General features: G+C 63.6%; 15 protein-coding genes. 12 read left to right on the forward strand and 3 right to left on the reverse strand.

Annotated features, from left to right (window positions below):
- Positions 1–71 precede the first annotated feature (71 nt).
- From A7X77_RS16900 to tssH, 3 genes are all read right to left on the reverse strand, one after another.
- Positions 72–665 carry a hypothetical protein gene (locus tag A7X77_RS16900; protein WP_064684017.1) on the reverse strand — a complete coding sequence of 198 codons (594 nt, stop codon included), beginning with the start codon at positions 663–665 and terminating at the stop codon, positions 72–74.
- Between the two features lie 78 nt (positions 666–743).
- Positions 744–1,220: an Hcp family type VI secretion system effector gene (locus A7X77_RS16905; protein ID WP_009990920.1), complete on the reverse strand. Its 477-nt coding sequence runs from the start codon at positions 1,218–1,220 to the stop codon at positions 744–746.
- 41 nt (positions 1,221–1,261) lie between these two features.
- Positions 1,262–4,021: a type VI secretion system ATPase TssH gene (tssH, locus tag A7X77_RS16910; RefSeq protein ID WP_064684018.1), complete on the reverse strand. Its 2,760-nt coding sequence runs from the start codon at positions 4,019–4,021 to the stop codon at positions 1,262–1,264.
- Between the two features lie 231 nt (positions 4,022–4,252).
- On the opposite strand from tssH, the gene tssA reads away from it, so the two are divergent.
- The 12 genes from tssA (at position 4,253) to tssM (ending at position 20,645) form a co-directional block, all read left to right on the forward strand.
- The gene (tssA, locus tag A7X77_RS16915) at positions 4,253–5,317 is read left to right on the forward strand and encodes a type VI secretion system protein TssA (protein WP_245293769.1); all 1,065 of its coding nucleotides are present in this window, start codon (positions 4,253–4,255) and stop codon (positions 5,315–5,317) included.
- 82 nt (positions 5,318–5,399) lie between these two features.
- The gene (gene tssB / locus A7X77_RS16920) at positions 5,400–5,924 is read left to right on the forward strand and encodes a type VI secretion system contractile sheath small subunit (RefSeq protein ID WP_064684020.1); all 525 of its coding nucleotides are present in this window, start codon (positions 5,400–5,402) and stop codon (positions 5,922–5,924) included.
- A gap of 127 nt (positions 5,925–6,051) precedes the next feature.
- Positions 6,052–7,533 (forward strand): type VI secretion system contractile sheath large subunit, encoded by a 1,482-nt coding sequence (tssC, locus tag A7X77_RS16925; protein WP_064684021.1) that lies wholly within the window; start codon positions 6,052–6,054, stop codon positions 7,531–7,533.
- Between the two features lie 74 nt (positions 7,534–7,607).
- Positions 7,608–8,996 (forward strand): type VI secretion system contractile sheath large subunit, encoded by a 1,389-nt coding sequence (gene tssC / locus A7X77_RS16930; protein WP_064684022.1) that lies wholly within the window; start codon positions 7,608–7,610, stop codon positions 8,994–8,996.
- Entirely contained in the window at positions 8,993–9,823 is an 831-nt protein-coding gene (locus A7X77_RS16935; RefSeq protein ID WP_064684023.1) for a type VI secretion system accessory protein TagJ, read from the forward strand. Before tssC (A7X77_RS16930) ends, A7X77_RS16935 begins: the two co-directional genes overlap by 4 nt.
- Entirely contained in the window at positions 9,816–10,325 is a 510-nt protein-coding gene (gene tssE / locus A7X77_RS16940; protein ID WP_040112334.1) for a type VI secretion system baseplate subunit TssE, read from the forward strand. The genes A7X77_RS16935 and tssE overlap by 8 nt, the downstream gene beginning before the upstream one ends.
- Positions 10,318–12,099: a type VI secretion system baseplate subunit TssF gene (tssF, locus tag A7X77_RS16945; protein WP_064684024.1), complete on the forward strand. Its 1,782-nt coding sequence runs from the start codon at positions 10,318–10,320 to the stop codon at positions 12,097–12,099. Before tssE ends, tssF begins: the two co-directional genes overlap by 8 nt.
- Positions 12,100–12,119: 20 nt before the next feature.
- A complete protein-coding gene (gene tssG / locus A7X77_RS16950; RefSeq protein ID WP_064684025.1) occupies positions 12,120–13,121 on the forward strand; it encodes a type VI secretion system baseplate subunit TssG in 1,002 nt (333 codons plus the stop codon).
- Positions 13,122–13,131: 10 nt separating this feature from the next.
- Positions 13,132–14,316 (forward strand): FHA domain-containing protein, encoded by a 1,185-nt coding sequence (locus A7X77_RS16955; RefSeq protein WP_064684026.1) that lies wholly within the window; start codon positions 13,132–13,134, stop codon positions 14,314–14,316.
- Positions 14,306–15,646: a type VI secretion system baseplate subunit TssK gene (tssK, locus tag A7X77_RS16960; RefSeq protein ID WP_064684027.1), complete on the forward strand. Its 1,341-nt coding sequence runs from the start codon at positions 14,306–14,308 to the stop codon at positions 15,644–15,646. The genes A7X77_RS16955 and tssK overlap by 11 nt, the downstream gene beginning before the upstream one ends.
- Positions 15,643–17,172: a type VI secretion system protein TssL, long form gene (gene tssL / locus A7X77_RS16965; protein ID WP_064684028.1), complete on the forward strand. Its 1,530-nt coding sequence runs from the start codon at positions 15,643–15,645 to the stop codon at positions 17,170–17,172. The genes tssK and tssL overlap by 4 nt, the downstream gene beginning before the upstream one ends.
- The gene (gene tssM, locus A7X77_RS16970) at positions 17,169–20,645 is read left to right on the forward strand and encodes a type VI secretion system membrane subunit TssM (protein WP_064684029.1); all 3,477 of its coding nucleotides are present in this window, start codon (positions 17,169–17,171) and stop codon (positions 20,643–20,645) included. The genes tssL and tssM overlap by 4 nt, the downstream gene beginning before the upstream one ends.
- Positions 20,646–20,651: the final 6 nt, after the last annotated feature.

Raw genomic sequence — 20,651 nt, forward strand, 5'->3', positions numbered from 1 at the left:
TTCATCCACCAGCTCACAAAATCAAAGAGTTCAGATTGCCGACGACATATCGTTGATCGATAGAGACCTTCTTAGCCTACGGCCTCAGCAGATGCTTCCGAGAAGCGTTTCAGGAAGCCGTCGACAAGGGTGCGCCGATCGAAATAGTGAAGAAGTTCCAACCGATTGTTGTTGCCGTTGAAATAGGCTGCTGCCATCGGCCGTTCCCCGGTCTTCTGGATGAAGGTCACTGCCGGATTGCCGTAGAGCAGACGCGTCGGCGCCGGATCCTCGCCGTAGATGCGAAGGAAATTCAACGTGACGGAGGTCTTGTAGTGCTCCAGCGCCTTGGCTGTGAAGATGTTCTTCTTGCCGAGATAGCGGTGCATCACCGTCGTGCGGCCGTTTGGACGGGTCGTCAGCTGCGTTCCGGATTCAAAGAATTCCGATAGCAGTTCCCTCACGCCCGGCGAGCCCTGTAGTTTGCTGCCCTTGAAGTAAACATCTTCGCCGATCGCAAGCGTGTAGACGCTGCGCATCACCTGAAGATGACTGGTGCCGATTCCCTTGACACCCTTAATTTTGAAGCTGGGCGCCACCATGCCGAAAACACTTTCGTCGAAGACTTCCTCGACGATAAGATGGTAGTTCGTCAGTTTGACATTATCGATGTCCAATCCGCTCATGGGAAAGACTTCCTTCAGCCCGCGACGACAATGAAGTGAGCGGACGCCATAATGAAAGGCGGCCGCTCCAGTCGGATATTAAGCGGCCTTGGTGGTCGCCAGATCGTAGGAAGCGATCATCGGCGACTGCGGCGAGTGCTTGTCGTCGTAAGGCGTGTACTTCACCTCCATCTTGGTGAAGTTCAGCTTGATCGTCTCGACCGGGCGGTCGCCGTTGGAATCGATCGAGTAGCTGGCGATCAGCGTGTTCTCGAGGGAATACTCGATATAGGTATCGCCGGGATTGCCCGTGGTGACGAGATGGATGACCGAGCGCTTGCCGGTGCGGCCAGAGCAGGCCTCCTGGAAGAGCTTGGTCGACGAGGAGTCGCTGACCTTGGTGAGGATCACTTCCGAAACGGTCGGCTCGGAAGCTTCGCGGTTGGCCGCCGAACCAGCGGAGGTGTTCATGTTGCGGGAAACGTTCCAGTGGATGGCTTCGATATCCATCCACTTGCGATGCTGCTCGTGGGTCGCATCACCCTGGATACCGTCGATCTGAAGATAAATCGGCATTCTGTAAGCTCTCCTATTGGCGGTTGAGTGCCTAGTTGCGTCTAAGGCGTAGTCGCCTTTCTTCGTCCTGCTCCCCGAGCGCGTTTGCGGCTCGGGGCTACTTCATCCGACAACCGGCTTTCCCCCGGCGTGCCGAATTCCTGTGCGGCGGCCTCCTCGGCGTCGAGGCCGAAGCGATGGCCGTCATAATTGATGGCGATCCCTTTGATCTTTTTCCCGGCCGCGACGGCATCGAGGAAATAGGTCGAAAGAACAGGCAGGAGGTCGCGCGCGATCATGACCTCGATTGCGCGAGCGCCCATCTCGCTCATGCGGGCGCGCGAAATCAGCGCCTGCCGAGCCTCCGCAGACAGTGAAAGCGCCGTGCCGTAGCTCGCGCCAACCCGCTCGCGGATGCGGCCGATCTGGATGTCGACAATGCCGGACAGCGTCTCCGGCCCAAGCGGCATGAAGGGCAGCACAGTCGTGCGGCCGAGGAAGGCGGGCTTGAAATGCTTCTGCAATTCCGGCAGCAGAATCGCTTCCAGCGCTTCCGCCCCCGGCATCGTCTCGGGATCGGCGGCAAGTGCGGCGATCATTTCCGAACCGGTGTTGGCGGTCATGACGATGGTGGTGTTCTTGAAATCGATGTCGCGGCCTTCGCCGTCACGCAGCGTTCCCTTGTCGAACACCTGATAGAAAATTTCCTGAACGCCGGGGTGGGCCTTGTCGATCTCGTCGAGCAGCAGCACGCCGTAGGGCCTGCGCCTCACCGCCTCGGTCAGCACGCCGCCTTCGCCATAACCGACGTAACCGGGCGGCGAGCCGAGGAGCATGGAAATCTTATGCTCCTCCTTGAACTCCGACATGTTGATGGTCGTGAGATACCGGCTGCCGCCATAGAGCATGTCGGCAAGCGACAGCGCCGTCTCGGTCTTGCCGGTGCCGGACATGCCGACGAGCAGGAAGACGGCCGGCGGCCGGCGCGGATCGGAGAGTCCGGCGCGGGCGGCCCGCATGGCCGAAGCGATGCGTTCGATCGCAGCGTCCTGGCCGAGCACCCTCTCCTTCAGGCGGGCATCGAGCGTCTTGACGGTTTCGATCTGGTCGGCCAACAGCTTGCCGACGGGAATTCCGGTCCAGCGGGCAACGATTGATGCAACGACGTCCTTGTCGACAACGCGCGGCAGCAGGGCCGTTTGATCCGCCACCGCCGCAAGTGTCCGTTCGGTCACGGCAAAGGCGGCGCGGGCGGCTTCCGCGGTCATGGCCTGCGGCGGGAAAGGCGCAACATTCGTGCCGTCGCCACTGTCCGCCGGCGCCAACGGGACGATGGCGTCGTCCGGCGAGAAGAAATCCTCCAGCCGGTCGGCCTCGCGGACGAGCCGATTTTCTTCCTCGAACTGCGACCGGAGCGCTTCGATCTGCGCAACGATCTCCTGCTGCTTGACGGCGATTTCGCCAAGCCGGGCCGCCTTTTCCGGTGTCTCGGGTTCTCGCGCAAGCCAGTTCGCCTCGGTTTCCAGGAGATCGCGTTCGTCGGTAAGCAGTTTCAAAGCCTCCGGCCTCGTCTGGCGAGCCAGCGCCACGGCGGCGGCAGCCGTGTCGATCAGGCTGATCGCCTTATCGGGAAGCTGCCGGTCCGGCAGGTATCGCGCCGAAAGGCGGACGGCGGCGACGATCGCCTCGTCGCGGATGCGCACCTTGTGATGGATTTTCAGGCTTTGCGCCACGCCGCGCAGCATCCGGATTGCGGCCTCTTCGTCCGGCTCGCGGACAAGCACGGTCTGGAAGCGGCGGGTCAGGGCAGCATCCTTCTCGATGAAGCGCTTGTATTCGCTCCAGGTCGTTGCCGCGATCGTCCTGAGTTCTCCGCGCGCCAAAGCCGGTTTCAGGATATTTGCGGCATCGCCTTGCCCTGCCTGTCCGCCGGCGCCGATCAACCCGTGCGCCTCGTCAATGAACAGAATGATCGGCTCCGAGGACGTCTTTACCGCGTCGACCACGCCATGCAGGCGCCGTTCGAACTCGCCTTTGACGCCGGCGCCGGCCTGCAACAGGCTCAGATCCAGCAGCAGCAGCTTCACATCCTTCAGCCGGGCCGGAACATTGCCGGCGGCGATCTCCAATGCGAGCGCTTCGGCAACCGCGGTCTTGCCGACACCCGCCTCGCCGACGAGGATCGGGTTGTTCTGCCGACGGCGCGTCAGGATATCGATCAGCTGCCGCAACTCAGCGTCGCGGCCGATAACAGGATCGATGCGGCCCGCGCGGGCGTCGGCCGTCATGTCGTGCGTATAGAGCCGCAGAAATTCATTGCCTGCCGATGTCGCGGTGGGCACCGAAAGCTGGTCCGACGGGCCAGCGGCCGCCTTCTCCAGCAATTTGTCGAGCATTGCCGGGTCGAGATTGCGTATCGAGGGGGCGATGCCGCGGACGACTACCCGCAATGCCGAATCGCCGGTCAGGGCGGCGAGCAGATCAGCCAGCAGCACGACATTACGGCCGCACTGCAGCGATGCAACCAGAAAGGATTCCCGCCCCAGCGCCAGCAGATTGGGGGAGAGCGCCAGCGCCGCGCCGTCCTCTCGCGGAATATCGGCGATAGCCGCGTCCAGCTCCGTTCTCAGCATTTCCGAGGAAAGCTTGAGCTCCTCGAAAACGGCCGAAAACGCCGCAATATCAAGAAGGGAGCGAAGCCAATGCGCGACGTCCACGACGGCATGCTGGTGGCGCACGGCGAGCGAAGCCGCTGTCTCAAGTCCGACGCGTAAATTGGGCTCAAGCGTTCTTATCAGACGATTGAGATCGATATTCGACATCCGCAAGTCCCGTTTATTCGACGAAATTCAGTGCGCCCTCGTGATGCGAAGCAACAACTAGGGCGATCATAAACCCTTGTCCAGAAGAAAAACGACTCTATTTTTCGAAATGAGCATATCTGGAAGTCGTCATAAATCCGTCATCATCGAGAGATGGTTGACAAGCCAATACAAGCCGCACAAAATGTTGGGCCGCCGCGGTATGTTTTGATTTTTGAGGTATTTAACAGCGTGAATGTCCGAAAAATCATAGATCCACTCGAAGAAAATTATCCGTGCGGAGAAAACGTTCGGATTAATACTGCATTGCGTGAAATATACTATAGAATTAAAGATGCCAGAAACGCCGCACGTACAGCCGAACGTAGTATTTCACCAGGAGACGTTATTACAATTGCGCCTGCTTGGCACGATGTTAGCAATCTTGGATTGCAAATCCTTTCTTCCCGCAGCAAAGACATAGAAGTATTGGCCTGGCTTGCGGAAGCGCAGCTGCGGCTGCGCGGCTTCTCAGGATTGCGCGACGTCTACGTTGCAACCGCGTCGCTTTTGGACAAGCATTTCGACACTTTGCACTCGATCGGAGACAGCGATTTCGAGGAGCGGTTCGCGCCTTTTGCAGGCCTTAACGGCGTGGGCGGCGAAGGCACGCTTATCCAGGCTATTCGTTTGACTTCGTTGATCCCCGACGGAAAATTCGCACAGTTTACGCTCTGGGATTTCCAGCTTTCGCAGCGGTCGAACGAAGCCGAGCGGCGCAAGGAATTGCAGCAGGCGGCGGCAGAAGCCGGTGTCGCTCAAATGTCAGTCCATCTCAGCGTGGTGACGGAGTGCATCGCCGCTTTCGATCGCATGATCGAAATACTTGACATACACTGCGGGGACCAGGCGCCGCCGAGTTCGAATACACGCAATGCTTTGCAAGAAGCGGCCTCTGCAATCCGGATGCTCGCCGGCATCGAGGCTCCCTCGGCCATATCCGAAACCCCTGCCTCGCACGGCTCCCAGCCGCTGCCGGCAGCCGAAATCGGCGAGTCCGAGGCCGCCCGCGTGCGGCCCCTCGGCGCGGAGGCGATTCGTTCGCGCGAAGAGGCCTTCGAACTGCTCGCTGCCGTTGCGCGCTATTTCCGTCGTACCGAACCCCATTCACCGATCTCCATGTCGATCGAGACGCTGGTGCGTCGCGGCCGCATGGATTTTTCCGAGCTTCTTGCCGAGCTCCTGCCTGAGCAGCATACGCGCAATGCAGTGCTGACGGCGGCCGGCATACAGCCCGTAACCGACAAGGGAGGCTAGCGGCCTGAGGTCGGGCCCAGCCCGGCCGCAATCTGGAGCATCCGCAATTCGTAATCCGCCGATGAGACGAAGGAGAGCCTCGATGGCAAGTGTACATGAGAAACTGGAACGGGTTCGCAAGCCGCGGGTCCATATCAAATATGAAGTGGAAACCGAAGGCGCGATGGTGGTGAAGGAGCTGCCTTTTGTCGTCGGCGTGCTCGGCGACTTCTCCGGCAATCCCACCCAGCCGCTCAAGGCTTTCGGCGAGCGCAAGTTCGTGCAGATCGACCGCGACAATTTCGACGACGTCATGCGCCGTATGACGCCGGGTCTCACGCTTTCGGTCGAGAACACTCTCGAGAAAGACGGAACGGAGCTTCCGGTCTCGCTGAAATTCGAAAGCATGGCCGACTTCGAACCCGGCGCGGTCGTCGATCAGGTGCCGGCGCTGAAGGCGCTGCTCAACGCCCGCAACCAGCTGCGCGACCTGATGAGCAAGGCGGACCGCTCCGAGGAGCTCGAGCGTCTACTGGAGGATATCCTGCAGAACAAGGCCGATCTCTCGCAGCTGGTGGCCCAGCTTGGCGGCGGCAAAGCCGGAGAGGCGAAGGACGTTCTGAACTGAGTGCCTGGGATCGCGGGCCGATCGCGGCCCGCGCGAATTCCTGAAGAGTCGTTGTCCGGCAGCGGCCCCTTTGAAGGGAACCCCTCACAGCCCGAGGGCCGCCGCTTTCGCAAAAAAGGATCGATAGATGACCGCCGAAACGCAATTGCAGACAAAGGAAGAGGTAGGCTTCGCACCCGATGAGAACCTGCTCTCGAAGGTCGTTGCGGCAACCCGCCAGACCGAGCCCGACCGTGCGCAGGATCTTCTGCGCACCCTGACTGATCAAGCCCTGAAGGGCACCGTCACCTATGATCGTAACCTGACGATCACCTTGAACAACGCCATTGCCGAGATCGACAAGGCGATCTCGAGCCAGCTCGCGGCGATCATGCAGTCGCCGGAATTTACCAAGCTCGAAGGCGCCTGGCGCGGCCTGCACTATCTGGTCAAGAATACCGAGACCAGCGCCAACCTGAAGATCCGCGTGCTCAACGCATCCAAGCGAGACGTCGCCAAGGATCTCGCCAAGGCCGTCGAGTTCGATCAGTCCCGGCTCTTCAAGTCCGTCTACGAAGACGAATTCGGCACACCAGGCGGCGAACCGATGGGCGCGCTGATTGGCGACTATGAATTCGACAATTCCTTCGACGACGTCCAGCTGCTCCAGGGCGTCTCGATGATCGCCGCCGCCGCCTTCGCCCCGTTCATCTCGGCGGCGAGCCCGCGCATGTTCGGCTTCGAGGATTTCCGCGAGCTGGCAAAACCCCGCGACCTCGAAAAAATCTTCGAGACGGTCGAATACGCCAAGTGGCGCAGCCTGCGCGACAGCGATGATTCCCGCTTCGTGACGCTCGCCATGCCGCGTGTGCTCGCCCGCATGCCCTACGGCCCGAAGACCAGCCCGATCGAGGAGTTCAACTTCGACGAGACCGGCGGCTCCAAGACCGGCGAACTGCCGCACGGCTCCTATTGCTGGATGAATGCGGCCTACGTGATGGGCACGCGGCTGACCGAAGCCTTTGCCAAGAACGGCTGGTGCACCGCCATCCGCGGCGCGGAAAACGGCGGCAAGGTCGAAGGCCTGCCGATGCACATCTTCTCCAGCGACGACGGCGATCTCGATCTGAAATGCCCGACGGAAGTCGGCATCACCGATCGCCGCGATGCCGAACTCGGCAAGCTCGGCTTCCTGCCGCTCTGCCACTACAAGAATACCGATTACGCGGTGTTCTTCGGGGCGCAGACGGCGCACAAGCCGAAGCTCTACGACCGGCCCGAGGCAACCGCCAATGCGGCTGTTTCCGCCCGCCTGCCCTATATGATGGCGACCTCGCGCTTTGCCCATTATCTCAAGGTCATGGGCCGCGACAAGATCGGCTCCTTTATGGAAGCGGAGGATTGCGAGGCCTGGCTCAATCGCTGGATCTCCAACTATGTCAACGCCAATGATGACGCCGGCGAGGAGTCGCGGGCGAAATATCCGCTGCGCGAGGCCAAAGTCACGGTTCAGGAAATCCCCGGCAGGCCGGGCGCCTACAACGCCGTCGCCTGGATGCGTCCGTGGCTGCAGATGGAGGAACTGACCACTTCGCTGCGCATGGTCGCCCGGATTCCTTCGAAGAACTGATGAAATCAGCTCGGGCGCGACCGGCTTTCCGCCGCGCCCGAGCCTGCATTTGAAAAATCTGTGTCAGGTTGACGATGGGTTCCAGCACTGAATGGCGGCGCCGGGCAGATCAGCTGATTACGCTGATCGACGAGGCGCTGAACAGGCAAGTCAATGCCATCCTGCACCATCCCGATTTCCAGGCGATGGAGGCGAGATGGCGTGGCCTTGCCATGCTCGTGCACGAGGCAAGCCGCAGCGGCGAGGTGAAGGTCAAGCTGCTCAGCGTCAGCTGGCGCGAACTCGCGCGCAGCATGGAGCGCGCCAGCGATTTCGATCAGAGCCACCTCTTCGAATTGATCTACAGCCGCGAGTTCGGCATGCCGGGCGGTGAACCCTTCGGCTTGCTGGTCGGCGACTATCATCTTTCTCCGGCCGATCCCGCCGACGGCGATCCGGTCGGCACGCTGTCGCAGATCGGCATGGTGGCGGCCGCCGCCTTCTGCCCCTTCGTCGCGGGTGCTGCGCCTGCTGCGATCGGGCTTGAAGACTTTCACGAGCTGAACCGGGTCAACGACTTCTCCTGGCTCGCAAACGAAACGGACCGCATCCGCTGGAACGGTCTTCGCGCCCGCGAGGATTCGCGTTTCCTCGGGCTCGCCGCGCCGCGCATCCTGATGCGCTCGCCGCTGACGCCCCATTCGCGCCATCGCAACGACGGCTTTCCCTTCCGCGAAAGCATTGCCGCCGACGGCAGCTCGCTGCTCTGGGGCAACGCCGCTTTCGCCTTCGCGACTGTGGTCATCCGGAATTTCATCAATTCCGGATGGTTTGCCGATATTCGCGGCGTGACGCAGGATGCCGTCGACGGCGGCCTGCTGAGTGCGAGCGAATTGCCGCCTTACGATTTCGGCACCGAAAGCAACGGCCTGTCAGCCCAGGCGCCGGTGGAAATCCATCTGACCAGCAGCCAGGAGCAGCAGCTCTGCGATCTCGGCATCATTCCGGCAGCGACCACCTATCTCTCCTCTTCGGCGATTTTCAATTCCAACCAATCGCTGCATGCGCCGCCGCATTATTCCAACGAGCATGCGCGCCAGAACGCGCGGCTTGCCGCCATGTTGCAATATGTGCTCTGCGCCTCGCGTTTCTCGCACTATCTCAAGGTCATCATGCGCGACGAGATCGGCCAGCTTTCCGATGCGATCTCGATCGAGCGCAAACTCGCGGATTGGCTGACCGCCTATACGCTCGGCAATGACGATGCCGATATCGCGCTGCGCACCCGTTTCCCTTTGCGCTCCGCCGGCATCAGCGTCGCCGAAATCCCCGGCAAGCCCGGCAGCTTCTCCTGCACGGTCCGCCTGCAGCCGCATTTCCAGCTCGATGACGTCGCCACGAGCTTCCACCTGATCGCCGAGACCGCGACCACGGGCCAGATCCTGAGCCGCCCCGTCACTATCCCCGAGAGGATGTCCGCATGACGCTTTCCGCCAACATCGCCCAGTCGCTCAGCGACAACGCCCTCGACGAGGCGCTCGAAGAGGTCAAGGCGCATCTGAAGACCAGCCCTTCGGATCAGGAGGCGCGGCACCTCTATATCGATCTTCTCATTCTTGCCGGAGAATATGAGCGGGCGGACAGTCAATGCAGCCTTGCCGCGACCCTCTCTCCCGACGCAACGATGGGATTTTCGCTTCTGCGCAACGAGCTTCGGGCGATGGCGGCGCGCGACGCCTGGTTTGCGAGCGGCGCCTTGCCGGAGTTTCCGCAGGGACCGAGCGAACTCGATAAGCTCGCCGTCCGCCTCGGCATCGCCCATCGTGACGGCGATGGCGAGGCGGCGAAGACCGCACTCGATGCGCTCGACGAACTCAGAAGCGAGCGCCCGCTGATCTGGAACGACAGGGCGGTGTCCGATTTCCGCGACCTCGACGACCGCACACCACACGCCCTCGAAGTCATCATGACCGGCGGCGGCTATCTCTGGATCGACTTCGCCAAGATATCAGCCCTGTCGATCGAGCCGATTGCCCGGCCGCGGGATCTCGCCTTCCGCCGCGCCGAATTGACGCTGATCGACGGCGCCGCCGCATCGGTGCTTCTGCCGGCGGTTTATCATGGCACCAGCAAAGATGCGGCGCTCAGGCTCGGACGCGAGACCGAATGGGTCCAGGAAGCGAGCGCCATCACCACCGGCCGCGGCCAGCGCTGCTTCCTCGCCGGCGACGAACTCGTCTCCTTCCATGACACCCAAAGTCTGGAGATCGTGCCGGCAAGCGCTGCCGGCAGGCAGGTCGCGCATGGCTGATCCGCTCGAACGCTACCGGCTGCGCGACCGCGTCCTGTCCCGCTCGATCCTCGACAGGCTGATCGACGAGGCTCCGGATCGCGCCGTCGATCCGCCGACGAGCTTCGTCGACCAGGTCCGCGAGGTCAGGGAGGCGATCCGCCGCGATCTGGAAGCGCTGCTCAATACGCGGCGCTGCCCGACAACGCCGCCGACGGCACTTTCCGAATTGCGGGACGCCCTGGTGAGCTATGGCGTCGACGGGATCGTCTCGGCAAATCTGATGACCGACCAGGCGAAGCTCAAGCTGGCGGAAGCGATCGAGCGGCGGGTTGCGCTGTTCGAGACGCGGCTTGCCGATATCAGGGTGACGATCCTGAAAAGCCGGACGATGACCGAGCGGGCATTGCGCATGCGCATCCAGGCGACCTTCCGTCTGCATGAAGGCATGCCGCCGATCAGCTTCGAATCGACCATCGATCCGTCGACCCAGCGTGTCCTCGTGGAGGCGGCGCATGGCTGAAGGTTTCCTGCACCGCTACAATGAGGAATTGCTGGCACTGCGCCGCCGGGCCGCGCGGTTTGCCGACGCTTTCCCCAAGATCGCCGGCCGCCTGCGCATGACCGGCGACGTCGCCGACGACCCGCATGTGGAACGCCTGATCCAGAGTTTCGCTTATTCAGCGGCGCGCGTGCGTCAGAAGCTCGACGACGAATTTCCCGAACTGACCGATGGCCTGCTTGAAACGCTCTATCCGCATTATCTCGCTCCCCTGCCCTCGATGAGCATCGTCAAGTTCCGCCCAAGCGACACGCTCGCCTCGGTCCAGACCGTGCCCCGCCACACGGAGGTGCTTGCCGAGCCGGTGAGAGGCGAGGCCTGCCGCTTCCGCACCACGCAGGACGTCGAGATGGCGCCGATCGAGATCGCGGGTGCTGCGCTTTCCGGCCAGCCGATCAATGCACCGCTTTCGTCCTATGCCGGCGTTGCCGGTTGCCTCAGGCTGTCCATCCGCTCTCTCGATGCCCGCAAGCCCCTGGGCAGCCTCGGCCTGAGCCGGCTGCGCCTGCATATTCCCTCTGCCTGGCAGCAGGCCGTGGCGATCTACGAACTGCTTGCCAACCACACGCTCGGCATCGCGCTTGCCAAACATGCAGACGACCGTTCGCCTATCTTCCTGCCGGCAGGGAACCTGAAACCCGTCGGCTTCGAGCCGGAACAGGCCATGCTGCCCTATCCGGCGCCGAGCTTCATCGGTTACCGCCTGCTCACTGAATTTTTCGCGCTGCCGCGGAAATTTCTTTTTCTCGATATCGAAGGGCTCGAGTCCTGGCGAGGGGAAACGCTGGAGCTCTTCGTTTACCTCGGGGAAAGCGACGCGAAGCTGGAGCGGGCGGTTTCGGCCCGCGACTTCGCGCTTAACGCCACGCCTGTCGTCAACCTGTTTCGCCAGGTCTGCGAGCCGATCGCCGTCGATGGCACCCGCACGGAATACCGTCTCCTGCCGGATGCGCGGCGTCAGAAGACCCGCGAGATTTACTCGATCGACCGTGTGCTGCTGACCGGCTCGCGCGGCCAGGAGGAATTCTGCCAGCCCTTCTTCGGCCGGTCGCAACGCGCAGGCGCGAGCGCGACCTACTGGCAGGCCTCACGCCGTTTCGACGAAGACGACAGAACCAGCGATATGGATATCGCCTTCGTCGATAGGCAACGCCGCTCCGCTGGCCCCGTCGACGCGGTGGCGAGCGTCGATACGCTCTGCCTCAACCGCGACCTGCCGGAACAGCTTCCCTTCGGCGGTGGCCACCCCTTGCTGCAGCTCGCCTCCGGCCATGAGGCGGTCGCAGGCGTCGAGGCGCTGATCCCGCCGACACCGTCGGTCAGAATGAACGACCAGGACGGCCGGAACTGGCGGCTGATGTCGCATCTCCTGCTCAACCATCTGTCGCTGTTTGACAATGAGGGGGCCGCATTGAAGGACATCCTGTCGCTCTATGCCTTCCGCGATAGCCCCGAGACCAAGCAGTTCGCCGATGCGCTGGTCAGGATCAAGGCCGCCAGTTCGACCGCCCGTCTTGGCAGCGGCGGCATGGTGCCCGGCACCGAGATCGCGCTGGAATTCGATCCGGCTGCCATCGACCGGCCGTCGGCCTTTCTGTTCGGCAGCCTGCTCGACCGCTTCTTCAGCCTCTACACCTCGGTCAACAGCTTCACCCGCCTCACCGTCGGCATGAAGGGTCAGTCGAGGCCGATCGCCCGCTGGCCGGCGCGCGCCGCCGAACGCCCGCTTCTCTGAGAAAGGACCGCCAGTCGATCATGGACATGCAAGCCGCCAGCAAGCCAGACGCGCTTACCGACCTGCTCGAACGCGACCCCGGCCGCTTCGAGCCGGTGACGGCGTTTCGCGTCGCGCAGGCGTCGGTGGGCGAAGGACGGCTTGACGTCGCCTCCCATGTCGGCGTCTCGCCGGCGCCGCTTGCAATCAGCGGATACAGGCGCAAGGCCGGCCGCGCCAGCGTCCGCAGCGCGCTTGCCAGCCTCGTCGGCGCGCTCGGCTCCATGCCATCGGCCTATAACGAACTCGTCATGCGCGAGGAGCGCAACCGATCGCGGGGGTTGGCGAGCTTTTTCGATCTGTTCGGCGCGCGCATGGCGGAGCTCTTCGCCGACGCCTGTGAGAAATACCGGATTGCGAGGCGCCTGCGCTGGGGTGGTGCTTCGGCAAGCAATGCCTTCGTCACCACGCTGCTCGCGCTCACCGGTTTCGGCACCAAGCGGCTCGTCGAAAAGAGCGGCGTCGACGAGGAGTTGATCCTGCGCTTTTCCGGTTTCTTCGCGGCGCGCAACCGCAATACCGTCAATCTCCGCGCCATGCTGACCGAATTCAGCGGCCTGCCGGTGGAGATCGAACTGTTCCGCGGCCGCTGGCTGAGCATTCCGCCGGAAGAACGCAGCCAGATGGGCCAGCCGCAGGGCGTGCAGCTCGGGGTCAACGCCACGGCCGGTGCGGCGGTCCACGATTTCAGCGGCGGCTTTCGCGTCGTCATCGGCCCGCTCGGTTATGCCGATTATCTCACGCTTGCGCCGGGCGGACGGGCCATCACCGAACTCTTCGCGCTGACCCGGCTCTATGTCGGCTCGGCGCTCGAATTCGACATACAGGTCGTGCTGAGGAAGGACGACGTTCCCTTCTGCCGGCTCGGCCAGGCAGGCGATCCGCCACGTCTCGGCTGGAACAGCTGGGCGAGGGTCGCACCGGCGGCAAAGGACAGCAGCGATGCGATCATCGTCGAACGACTGTCGGCCGAGATGCGGTGAGGAGGCGAGGATGCGGCTCGAACTGAGAGAGATCACCAGCGACGCGGCGACAACGGCCGGCCGGCCGAAATGGTTCTTCGAACGCGGCCGGCGCACGCTTGGCCGCGCGCCCGATTGCGACTGGCAGCTGCCGGAGGACAGGCGCTCGATTTCGAAGCTGCATTGCATCATTGAGCGCGACCGCGATGGCTTCCTGATGCGCGACCAGAGCGCCAACGGCTCCCGCGTCGACGGCGTTGCCGTGCATGAAGGCGGGATCGCGAGACTCTTCGACCGGTCACGGCTGGAGATGGGCGGCCTTGCATTCTCAGTTCACATCTCAGGCAGTAGCGACCAGGAAATCGAAGATCCCGATGCCGGTCTCATGCTCAGCGACGAACCTCTGACCATTTCCGCGATCCTCGCCGACATCGCGCCAGGTGGGCGTACCGCAAGCGGCATTCTCGGCGAGCGAGCGGCCGACGATTTGACCCTGCCGGAACAGGGTGGCAGGAAAAGCGTAGCCTCCTCCCGCAATGTTGAAATCGGCTGGAGCGGGCCGCCGGAAACCCGCTCGCTCACCCAGCTTCTACCGGAGGACTGGAACTCCGACGAGACCGAATATGGCAGCCACCTCGAGCATGGCGCCGCCACTCATGTCTCGGTGCCGATCGCGCAGCGCCGGTCGGCCGCGATCGAGATCGTCAACGACAATGATCCGCGGCCCGAAGCCGAGGACTTTCCGACCCTGACGATCGGCCGACCGGAAACCTTCACGGATCGTCTGCAGCCGCTGCTCGCCCGGCTGGAAGAGGCTGTCGACGGCGCCTTTGCCGTCTTCGAGATGAACGTGCCGCCCACCAGCCCGCAACCGGATGCCCTGGCCGGCCGGGAGGAGGCGCTTCTCGGACGCATCGAGGCTTTGCTCGGCCAGCAGCTCAAGCTCAATTCCGCGCTCGAGGCCCTTGTCCAGGCCGCGAGCCGGCTGGAGCCACGCATTGTCGAGGCGCAGGTTGATACCGGCGCCTGGGGCCTGCCTTGGCGCCGGGAGCGGAATTACTGGCAGGCCTATCAGGCAGAATTCGAAAAGGACGGCAGGAGCCGGTCGATCCAGGATGTTTTTCGCGATGCGATGTCAGCCGCGGTGAACGGCAGAGAGGCAGGGCCTCGTTCGCAATACAGGCAGGAAGGAAAAGACGCGCATCATGAGGAATGAGAACCGGGTGGCCTGGAGCGAAGGCATGTTCCTTCGCGTGCAGCATTTCCAGCAGGCGGACCGCTGGACAGAGCGGCTCGTGCGAACCGCCACGCACGGCCTGTCGCCCTATCCCTGGGGAATAGCGGAGATCGGCATCGACCGCGGCGCGCTGGCGATCGGCCAGTTCGCGCTGTCGAACCTGCGCGGCGTGTTGCCCGACGGCACGCCGTTCGAAGCGCCCGTCGATGCCGACCTGCCGCCGCCGCTCGATCTCGACGAGAACATCAAAAATGCGATCGTCTATCTCGCACTTCCCGCCCGCCAGCCCGGCAAGGCGGACGTGGCGCTAAACGGCGGCGCTCAGCGCAACAGCGTCCGTCTCGTGGCTTCGCCCTATGAGGCGCCCGACGCCAATGTCGAGACCGATTTCATGGCGCCGATCGACGTCGGCCGCCTCAGCCTGCGTTATCTCAAAACCGGCGACGAGCTTGCCGGCTACGAGCTGATCGGACTTGCCCGCATCATCGAGGTGCGCTCCGACAGGGCTGTCATTCTCGACCCCGATTACATCCTGCCCAGCCTCAACTGCACGGCCGCCGGCCGGCTGAACGAATTGATCACCGAGCTTCTCGGCATCGTGCGCCACCGCGCCGAAGCCATTGCCGAGCGCATCGGCGATCCCACCATCCGCGGCACGGCGGAGGTCGGGGACTACCTGCTCCTGCAGATCCTCAATCGCGCCGATCCGATGCTGAAGCATATCTCGGCCAATGCCACGCGCATCCATCCCATCGTCTTTTACGAGCACTGCATCCAGCTCGCCGGCGAGCTCGCCACCTTCACGACCGAGCGCAAGCGGGCGAGCGATTTCCCGCCCTATCGGCATGATGACCTGAAGGCGAGCTTCGCCGCCGTCTTCGACGATTTGCGCGCTTCGCTTTCCTCGGTGCTCGAACAGGCCGCCGTGGCGATCGAGCTTGCCGAACGTCGGCATGGTGTCAGGATCGGCACGATCAACGACCGCACCCTGCTTCGCGATGCCGGCTTCGTGCTGGCCGTCCGGGCAGAGATGCCGGCCGAGGACGTGCGCCGCAAGCTGCCGGCGCAGATCAAGGTCGGTCCCGTCGAACGCATCGCCGATCTCGTCAACGTGGCGCTGCCGGGCATTCCCGTGCGGCCGCTGCCAGTGCTGCCGCGCCAGCTCCCCTATCGCTCCGGCACCATCTACTTCGAACTCGACACCAAGAATCCGCTCTGGAAACAACTCGATACCTCCGGCGCCATCGCCGTGCATCTCGCCGGCGATTTCCCCGGGCTCGAAATAGAACTGTGGGCCCTTAGAGAATGAAGAACGAACCCGCTTCCACCTGGCAAAGCCTGCCGACCATCGTCGAACTGACCGAGGATGGCGTGAAGAAAAAGCAATCCGCCCGCAAGATGGCGGAGATGCTGGACGACGTTCTCGATTTCCCCGAAGGCGAGAAGGGAACGAGACCTGCGGCAGCGTCTGCGACCGGCCGAGTCTCGGTCGAAACGCTCGTCCGGGATTTCCGCTTCGGCGCCGAAGACGTGCCGACCCTGGTGCGCTCGGCCGCGCCGCTGCTCAACCTCGCTCATAGTCTGCGCTACACCGAAGAGCAGCCCGATGTCGATGAACTGAGGGCGGTGGCGATCGCAGCCGTCGGCCGCTACGAGCGGGATCTCGCCAGCGCGCGCATCAGCCCCGAACGGGCGCGTGCAGCCCATTATGTCGTCTGCGCGACGGTCGACGACGTCGTGCTCAGCAAGGCCTGGGGCGTGCGCGCCGGATGGGCGCGCTCCGGCCTCGTCTCCACCTTCCATATGGACGTGACCGGCGGCGAACGTGTGTTCGATCTGCTCGACCATTTCCACCAGAGCCCCGGCGCCAACAAGGACCTGCTGCTCCTCATCTATCTCTGCCTGTCGCTCGCCTTCGAAGGCCGCACCCGCGTTTCCGCGCGCGGGGGGCTGGAGCTCGCTCGCATCCGCGACAGTCTCTACAAGACGCTGCTCGGCCAATATGGAGTTTTCGAGCGGGAGCTTTCCCCGCATTGGAAAGGCGTTTCGGCCCGGCACCAGCCGCTGCGCACCGCTGCCGCCCTCTGGACGCTTCTTTCCCTCCTGACGCTGATCCTCGCACTTGGCTACCTGTTCTTCACGCTTTCGCTGAACCGCGCCTCCGACGGCACTTTCGAGCGCCTTGCCAAGCTGCCGCCGCGCGAGACGCCAAGCGTGCTGGTCGAGGTGCCGGAGCCGCCGCGCCAGGCGCCGCCCGTCGTCGTCGCGCAAACGCCGCCGCCTCCTCCGCCGCCGCAGGTTAAGCCGCCGAGCCGGCTCGACAATCTGCTCGCCTTCCTCCAGCCGGAGGTCGAGAAGAAGCTCGTCACGCTCTCGGATTCGAACGGCAGGCTCCTGGTGCGCATCAGCAATTCCGGACTGTTTGCCACCGGCAGCGCCGAGGTCAGCGAGAAGTTCCACGATCTCCTGCAGCGGATCGGCGGCGCGCTCGCCGCGGAGAAATTCCGCGCCGTCGTGGTGGGCTATACCGACAATGTGCCGATCCGCACCATCCAGTTCCCTTCTAACTGGCACCTGTCGGAAGCCCGCGCCAAGGCCGTCGGCGAAATCCTCGCCTCGTTCACCGGGCCGGGGGCGATCCTGACCGAGGGACGCGCCGACAGCGATCCGATCGCCGGCAACGACACGCAGGAGGGCCGGGAGATGAACCGCCGCACCGAGATCCTGGTACTGACCGATCCGAGCGAACGTCTGAGCGACGCCGGCTTGAAGACGCCGCCGATCGAGGCCGAAAGACCGAGTGAGCCGGCTGCCGCAGGAGGCGCGTCGCGATGAATCCGCTGAGCTATTTCTATACGCTGCGCTCCTATGTGGAGGCCTATGCCGGCCTCCTCGGCCGCCGCTTCATCTCGATCATCTGGGTGGCGGCGATCTGCATCGTCATCTGGTTCTACGGCTATCTCGCCGCCTATGGCGACTTCAAGCCGCTGGCGAGCGCCTCAGTGCGGCTGACGCTGATCGGCGTCATCATCGCCGCCTGGCTCGCTTACCTCCTCTTCACCGTCATCCGCGGCCGCCGTCGCGACAAGCAGCTCATCGAAGGGATCGAGCGCGACGCCGAAGCTGAAGCGGCGGCCAGCCAGCGGGCTGAGGTCGGCGAGATCCACAGCCGGCTGAAGGAGGCGTTGCAGCTTCTGCGCCGCATCACCAAGCGACGCTTCGGCTATATTTACGAGCTGCCCTGGTACGTGATCTTCGGCGCGCCGGGCTCCGGCAAGACGACGGCGCTCACCAATTCCGGCCTCAAGTTCCCGCTCGGCGATGCGCTCGGCAGCAATTCCGTGCAGGGCATCGGCGGCACGCGCCACTGCAATTGGTGGTTCACCGACGAGGCGATCCTCATCGATACCGCCGGCCGTTACACCACCCAGGACGATCTGAACGGCAGCGCCAAAGCCGGCTGGGAAGGCTTCCTCGGCCTCTTGCGGAAATATCGCCGGTCGCAGCCGATCAACGGCGCGCTGGTGACGCTGTCGATCGGCGACCTGCTGACACGAGATCCCGAAGCCCAGCGCGAGGAAATCCGGGCGATCCGCCAGCGGCTGTCTGAGCTCGACGAACTCCTGCATGCACGCGTGCCGGTCTATCTGCTGTTGACCAAAGCCGATCTCCTGACCGGCTTCGTCGAATTCTTCGACAGTTTCAACAGACATGACCGCGAACAGGTCTGGGGCACGACCTTCGGGCTCGACGAGAGCTACAAGGCGGTGAACCTGCCGGAACGCTTCACGGAGGAATTCACCCTGCTGCAGCAGCGCGTCGACGCCATGCTGATCGAGCGCCTGCAGCAGGAGCCCAATCCGGAGCTGCGCGGCCGCATCTTCCGTTTCCCCGCCGAGCTCGCCTCGCTGAAGGAGCGCCTGCATGAGGTGATGACGGAGCTTTGCTCTGGTTCCAAACTGGTCGAGGCGCCGCTCTTGCGCGGCATCTATTTCGCCTCCGGCACCCAAAGGGAGGAGGCAGCCGCCACGCCCCACATGCGGCGCAGCTATTTCCTGTCGCGCCTCTTCAAGGATGTGATCTTCGGCGAGGCCTCGCTGGTCGCCCGCGACAAGCGGCTTTCGGGCCGGCAGCTGCTCTTCCGCCGCGCGGCTTACGCGAGCGCGGTCCTGCTGCTGGCCGTGGTGCTGACGAGCTGGACCGCCACCTACCTCCAAAACACCACGGCGCTTGCCGGTGCGGAAAGACGCATCGATGCCTATGAGCAATTGGTACGCGGCGTGCCGGTGCGCGACGTTTCGGATGCGGATTTCCTGCGTATTTTGCCGGCGCTCGATAATCTCGCTGCCGTCACCACCGATTTTTCCAAGACCCGCGTCTGGCCGGTGAGCCTCGGCCTCGACCAGGAAGGCAAGGTCGCGAGCCGCCAGCGCGAAGCCTATCAGCGGGCGCTGAACACGCTGCTCCTCCCCCGCATGCTGGTGCAGCTCCAGAAGGAGATGACCGAGACCACCGACGTCACCCGCACCTTCGACGCGCTGAAGCTCTACGGCATGCTCGGCGGGCTCGGCCAGATGAATGCGGATTTCGCCTCTCTGGAAGCGGAAGACATGTTCACCAGGCTCTATCCTGACGAAGGCCGTACTGCGGCGCGCAACGCGCTGATCACCCATGCGGGAGCCATGGCGCGCGGCGCGCTGCCGCCGATCGAGCTCGACATGACGCTGATCGCCAAGGCACGTGAGGTCATCCGCTCGCAGAACATCGCCAGCCGCGCCTATGAGATCCTGGCGGAATACCGCGCCTCCCGCGCCCTCCCTGGCTGGAGTCCGGCCGGCGCGCTCGGTCCGCTCGGCGAACAGGCATTCGAGCGGACCTCCAAGGCGCTGCTTGGCGAGAGCATCCCCGGCCTTTTTTCCGCGACCGGCTACCGCACCGTCGTTCTGCCCGGGATCAGCGAGGCCGCGCGCGAGGCGCTCGACGAGCAATGGGTTCGCGGCGATCCCAATCCCGCCGGCGTCACGGTCGACACCGTCGCCCAGGCCACACTTCAGCTTTACTTCGACAAGTTCGATCAACGCTGGTCGACCCTGTTGACCGATATCAGGGTCAAACCTTCGCAGACGATCAGCGACGCGGCCGAGACCACTCGCATCCTCGCCGGCAAGCCCGGCCCCGTCGAGACGATCGCGAATTCGATCGCCGCGGCCACCGATCTGCGCGGTCCCGGCGCCGAGATCGCCTCGGCTGCCGGCGACAGTTTAACCGACTCAACCACGGCGCTGAGCAGTGCCGCCAATGCGCCCGATCCCTTCGGCCGCCTTCGAGAGGCGTTGAAGGCGTCGGCCGGCCAGTCGCCGCTTCCCGACCAGCCGAAGGAGGCGCCGCGCTCGGAGATCGGGCAGCTGCAGCCGATCCTGCAGAAAGTACAGGAGCAGCTTTCGCGGGCGACGACCTCCACCGCCGAAGTGGCGAAGGTCTTCGACGTCGACAGTCAGCTGACCGACGCCAACCAGGACTTGCTGCAACAGGCCCGAAAGTTGCCGGCGCCAGTCGATACATGGATGGCGGGGCTCGCCGCCGATGTCGGATCGCTGGCGGTCAAATCTGCCCGTTCACGCATCAGCGACGCCTGGGCCGCCGAGGGGGCGGGCTTCTGCTCGAACGTCGTCGCCGGTCGTTATCCATTCGATCGAAAATCCCCGCGCGACGTGGCGATGAGCGACTTTGTCAGGCTGTTCGGACCCGAGGGACTGTTCAAGACCTTCTTCAAAGAGAAGCTCGAAGCCTTTGTCGATACCAGCGCTTCGCCATGGGGCTGGAAGGGTACCTTCGGCGCGGCGAGCATTCCGAGCGCGGCGATCGCCCAGTTCGAGAATGCCGACAAGATCAACCGCGCCTTCTTCCCGGCCGGCAGCAAGGACCCGTCGATCACCATCAACGTGAAGCCGGTGTCGCTGACCGATGCCGCCAGCGCGGTGATGCTGGAGATCGAAGGCGAACGCGTCGTCTATTTCCACGGGCCGATCCAGTCGAAATCGATCACCTGGCCGTCGACGGAAGCCAGTAACGCCTCGCGCATCGCCTTCCAGCCAGGCGGCTGGCAGCAGGCCTTGACGGAGAACGGCGACTGGTCGCCCTTCCGGCTGTTCGACGATGCCAGCGTCACCATGCAGGGCAACGATCTCTTCCGGGCAAAATTCCAGCAGGACGGCCGGGCAGCGGAGTTCGACGTACAGTTCGGTTCGGTGCTCAACCCCTTCCGGCTGGAGGCGCTCGGTGCCTTCTCGTGCCCGGCACAGTTCTGATCGGCA

Source organism: Rhizobium bangladeshense, assembly GCF_001662075.1.
In the GTDB taxonomy this organism is placed as follows: Bacteria; Pseudomonadota; Alphaproteobacteria; order Rhizobiales; family Rhizobiaceae; genus Rhizobium; species Rhizobium bangladeshense_B.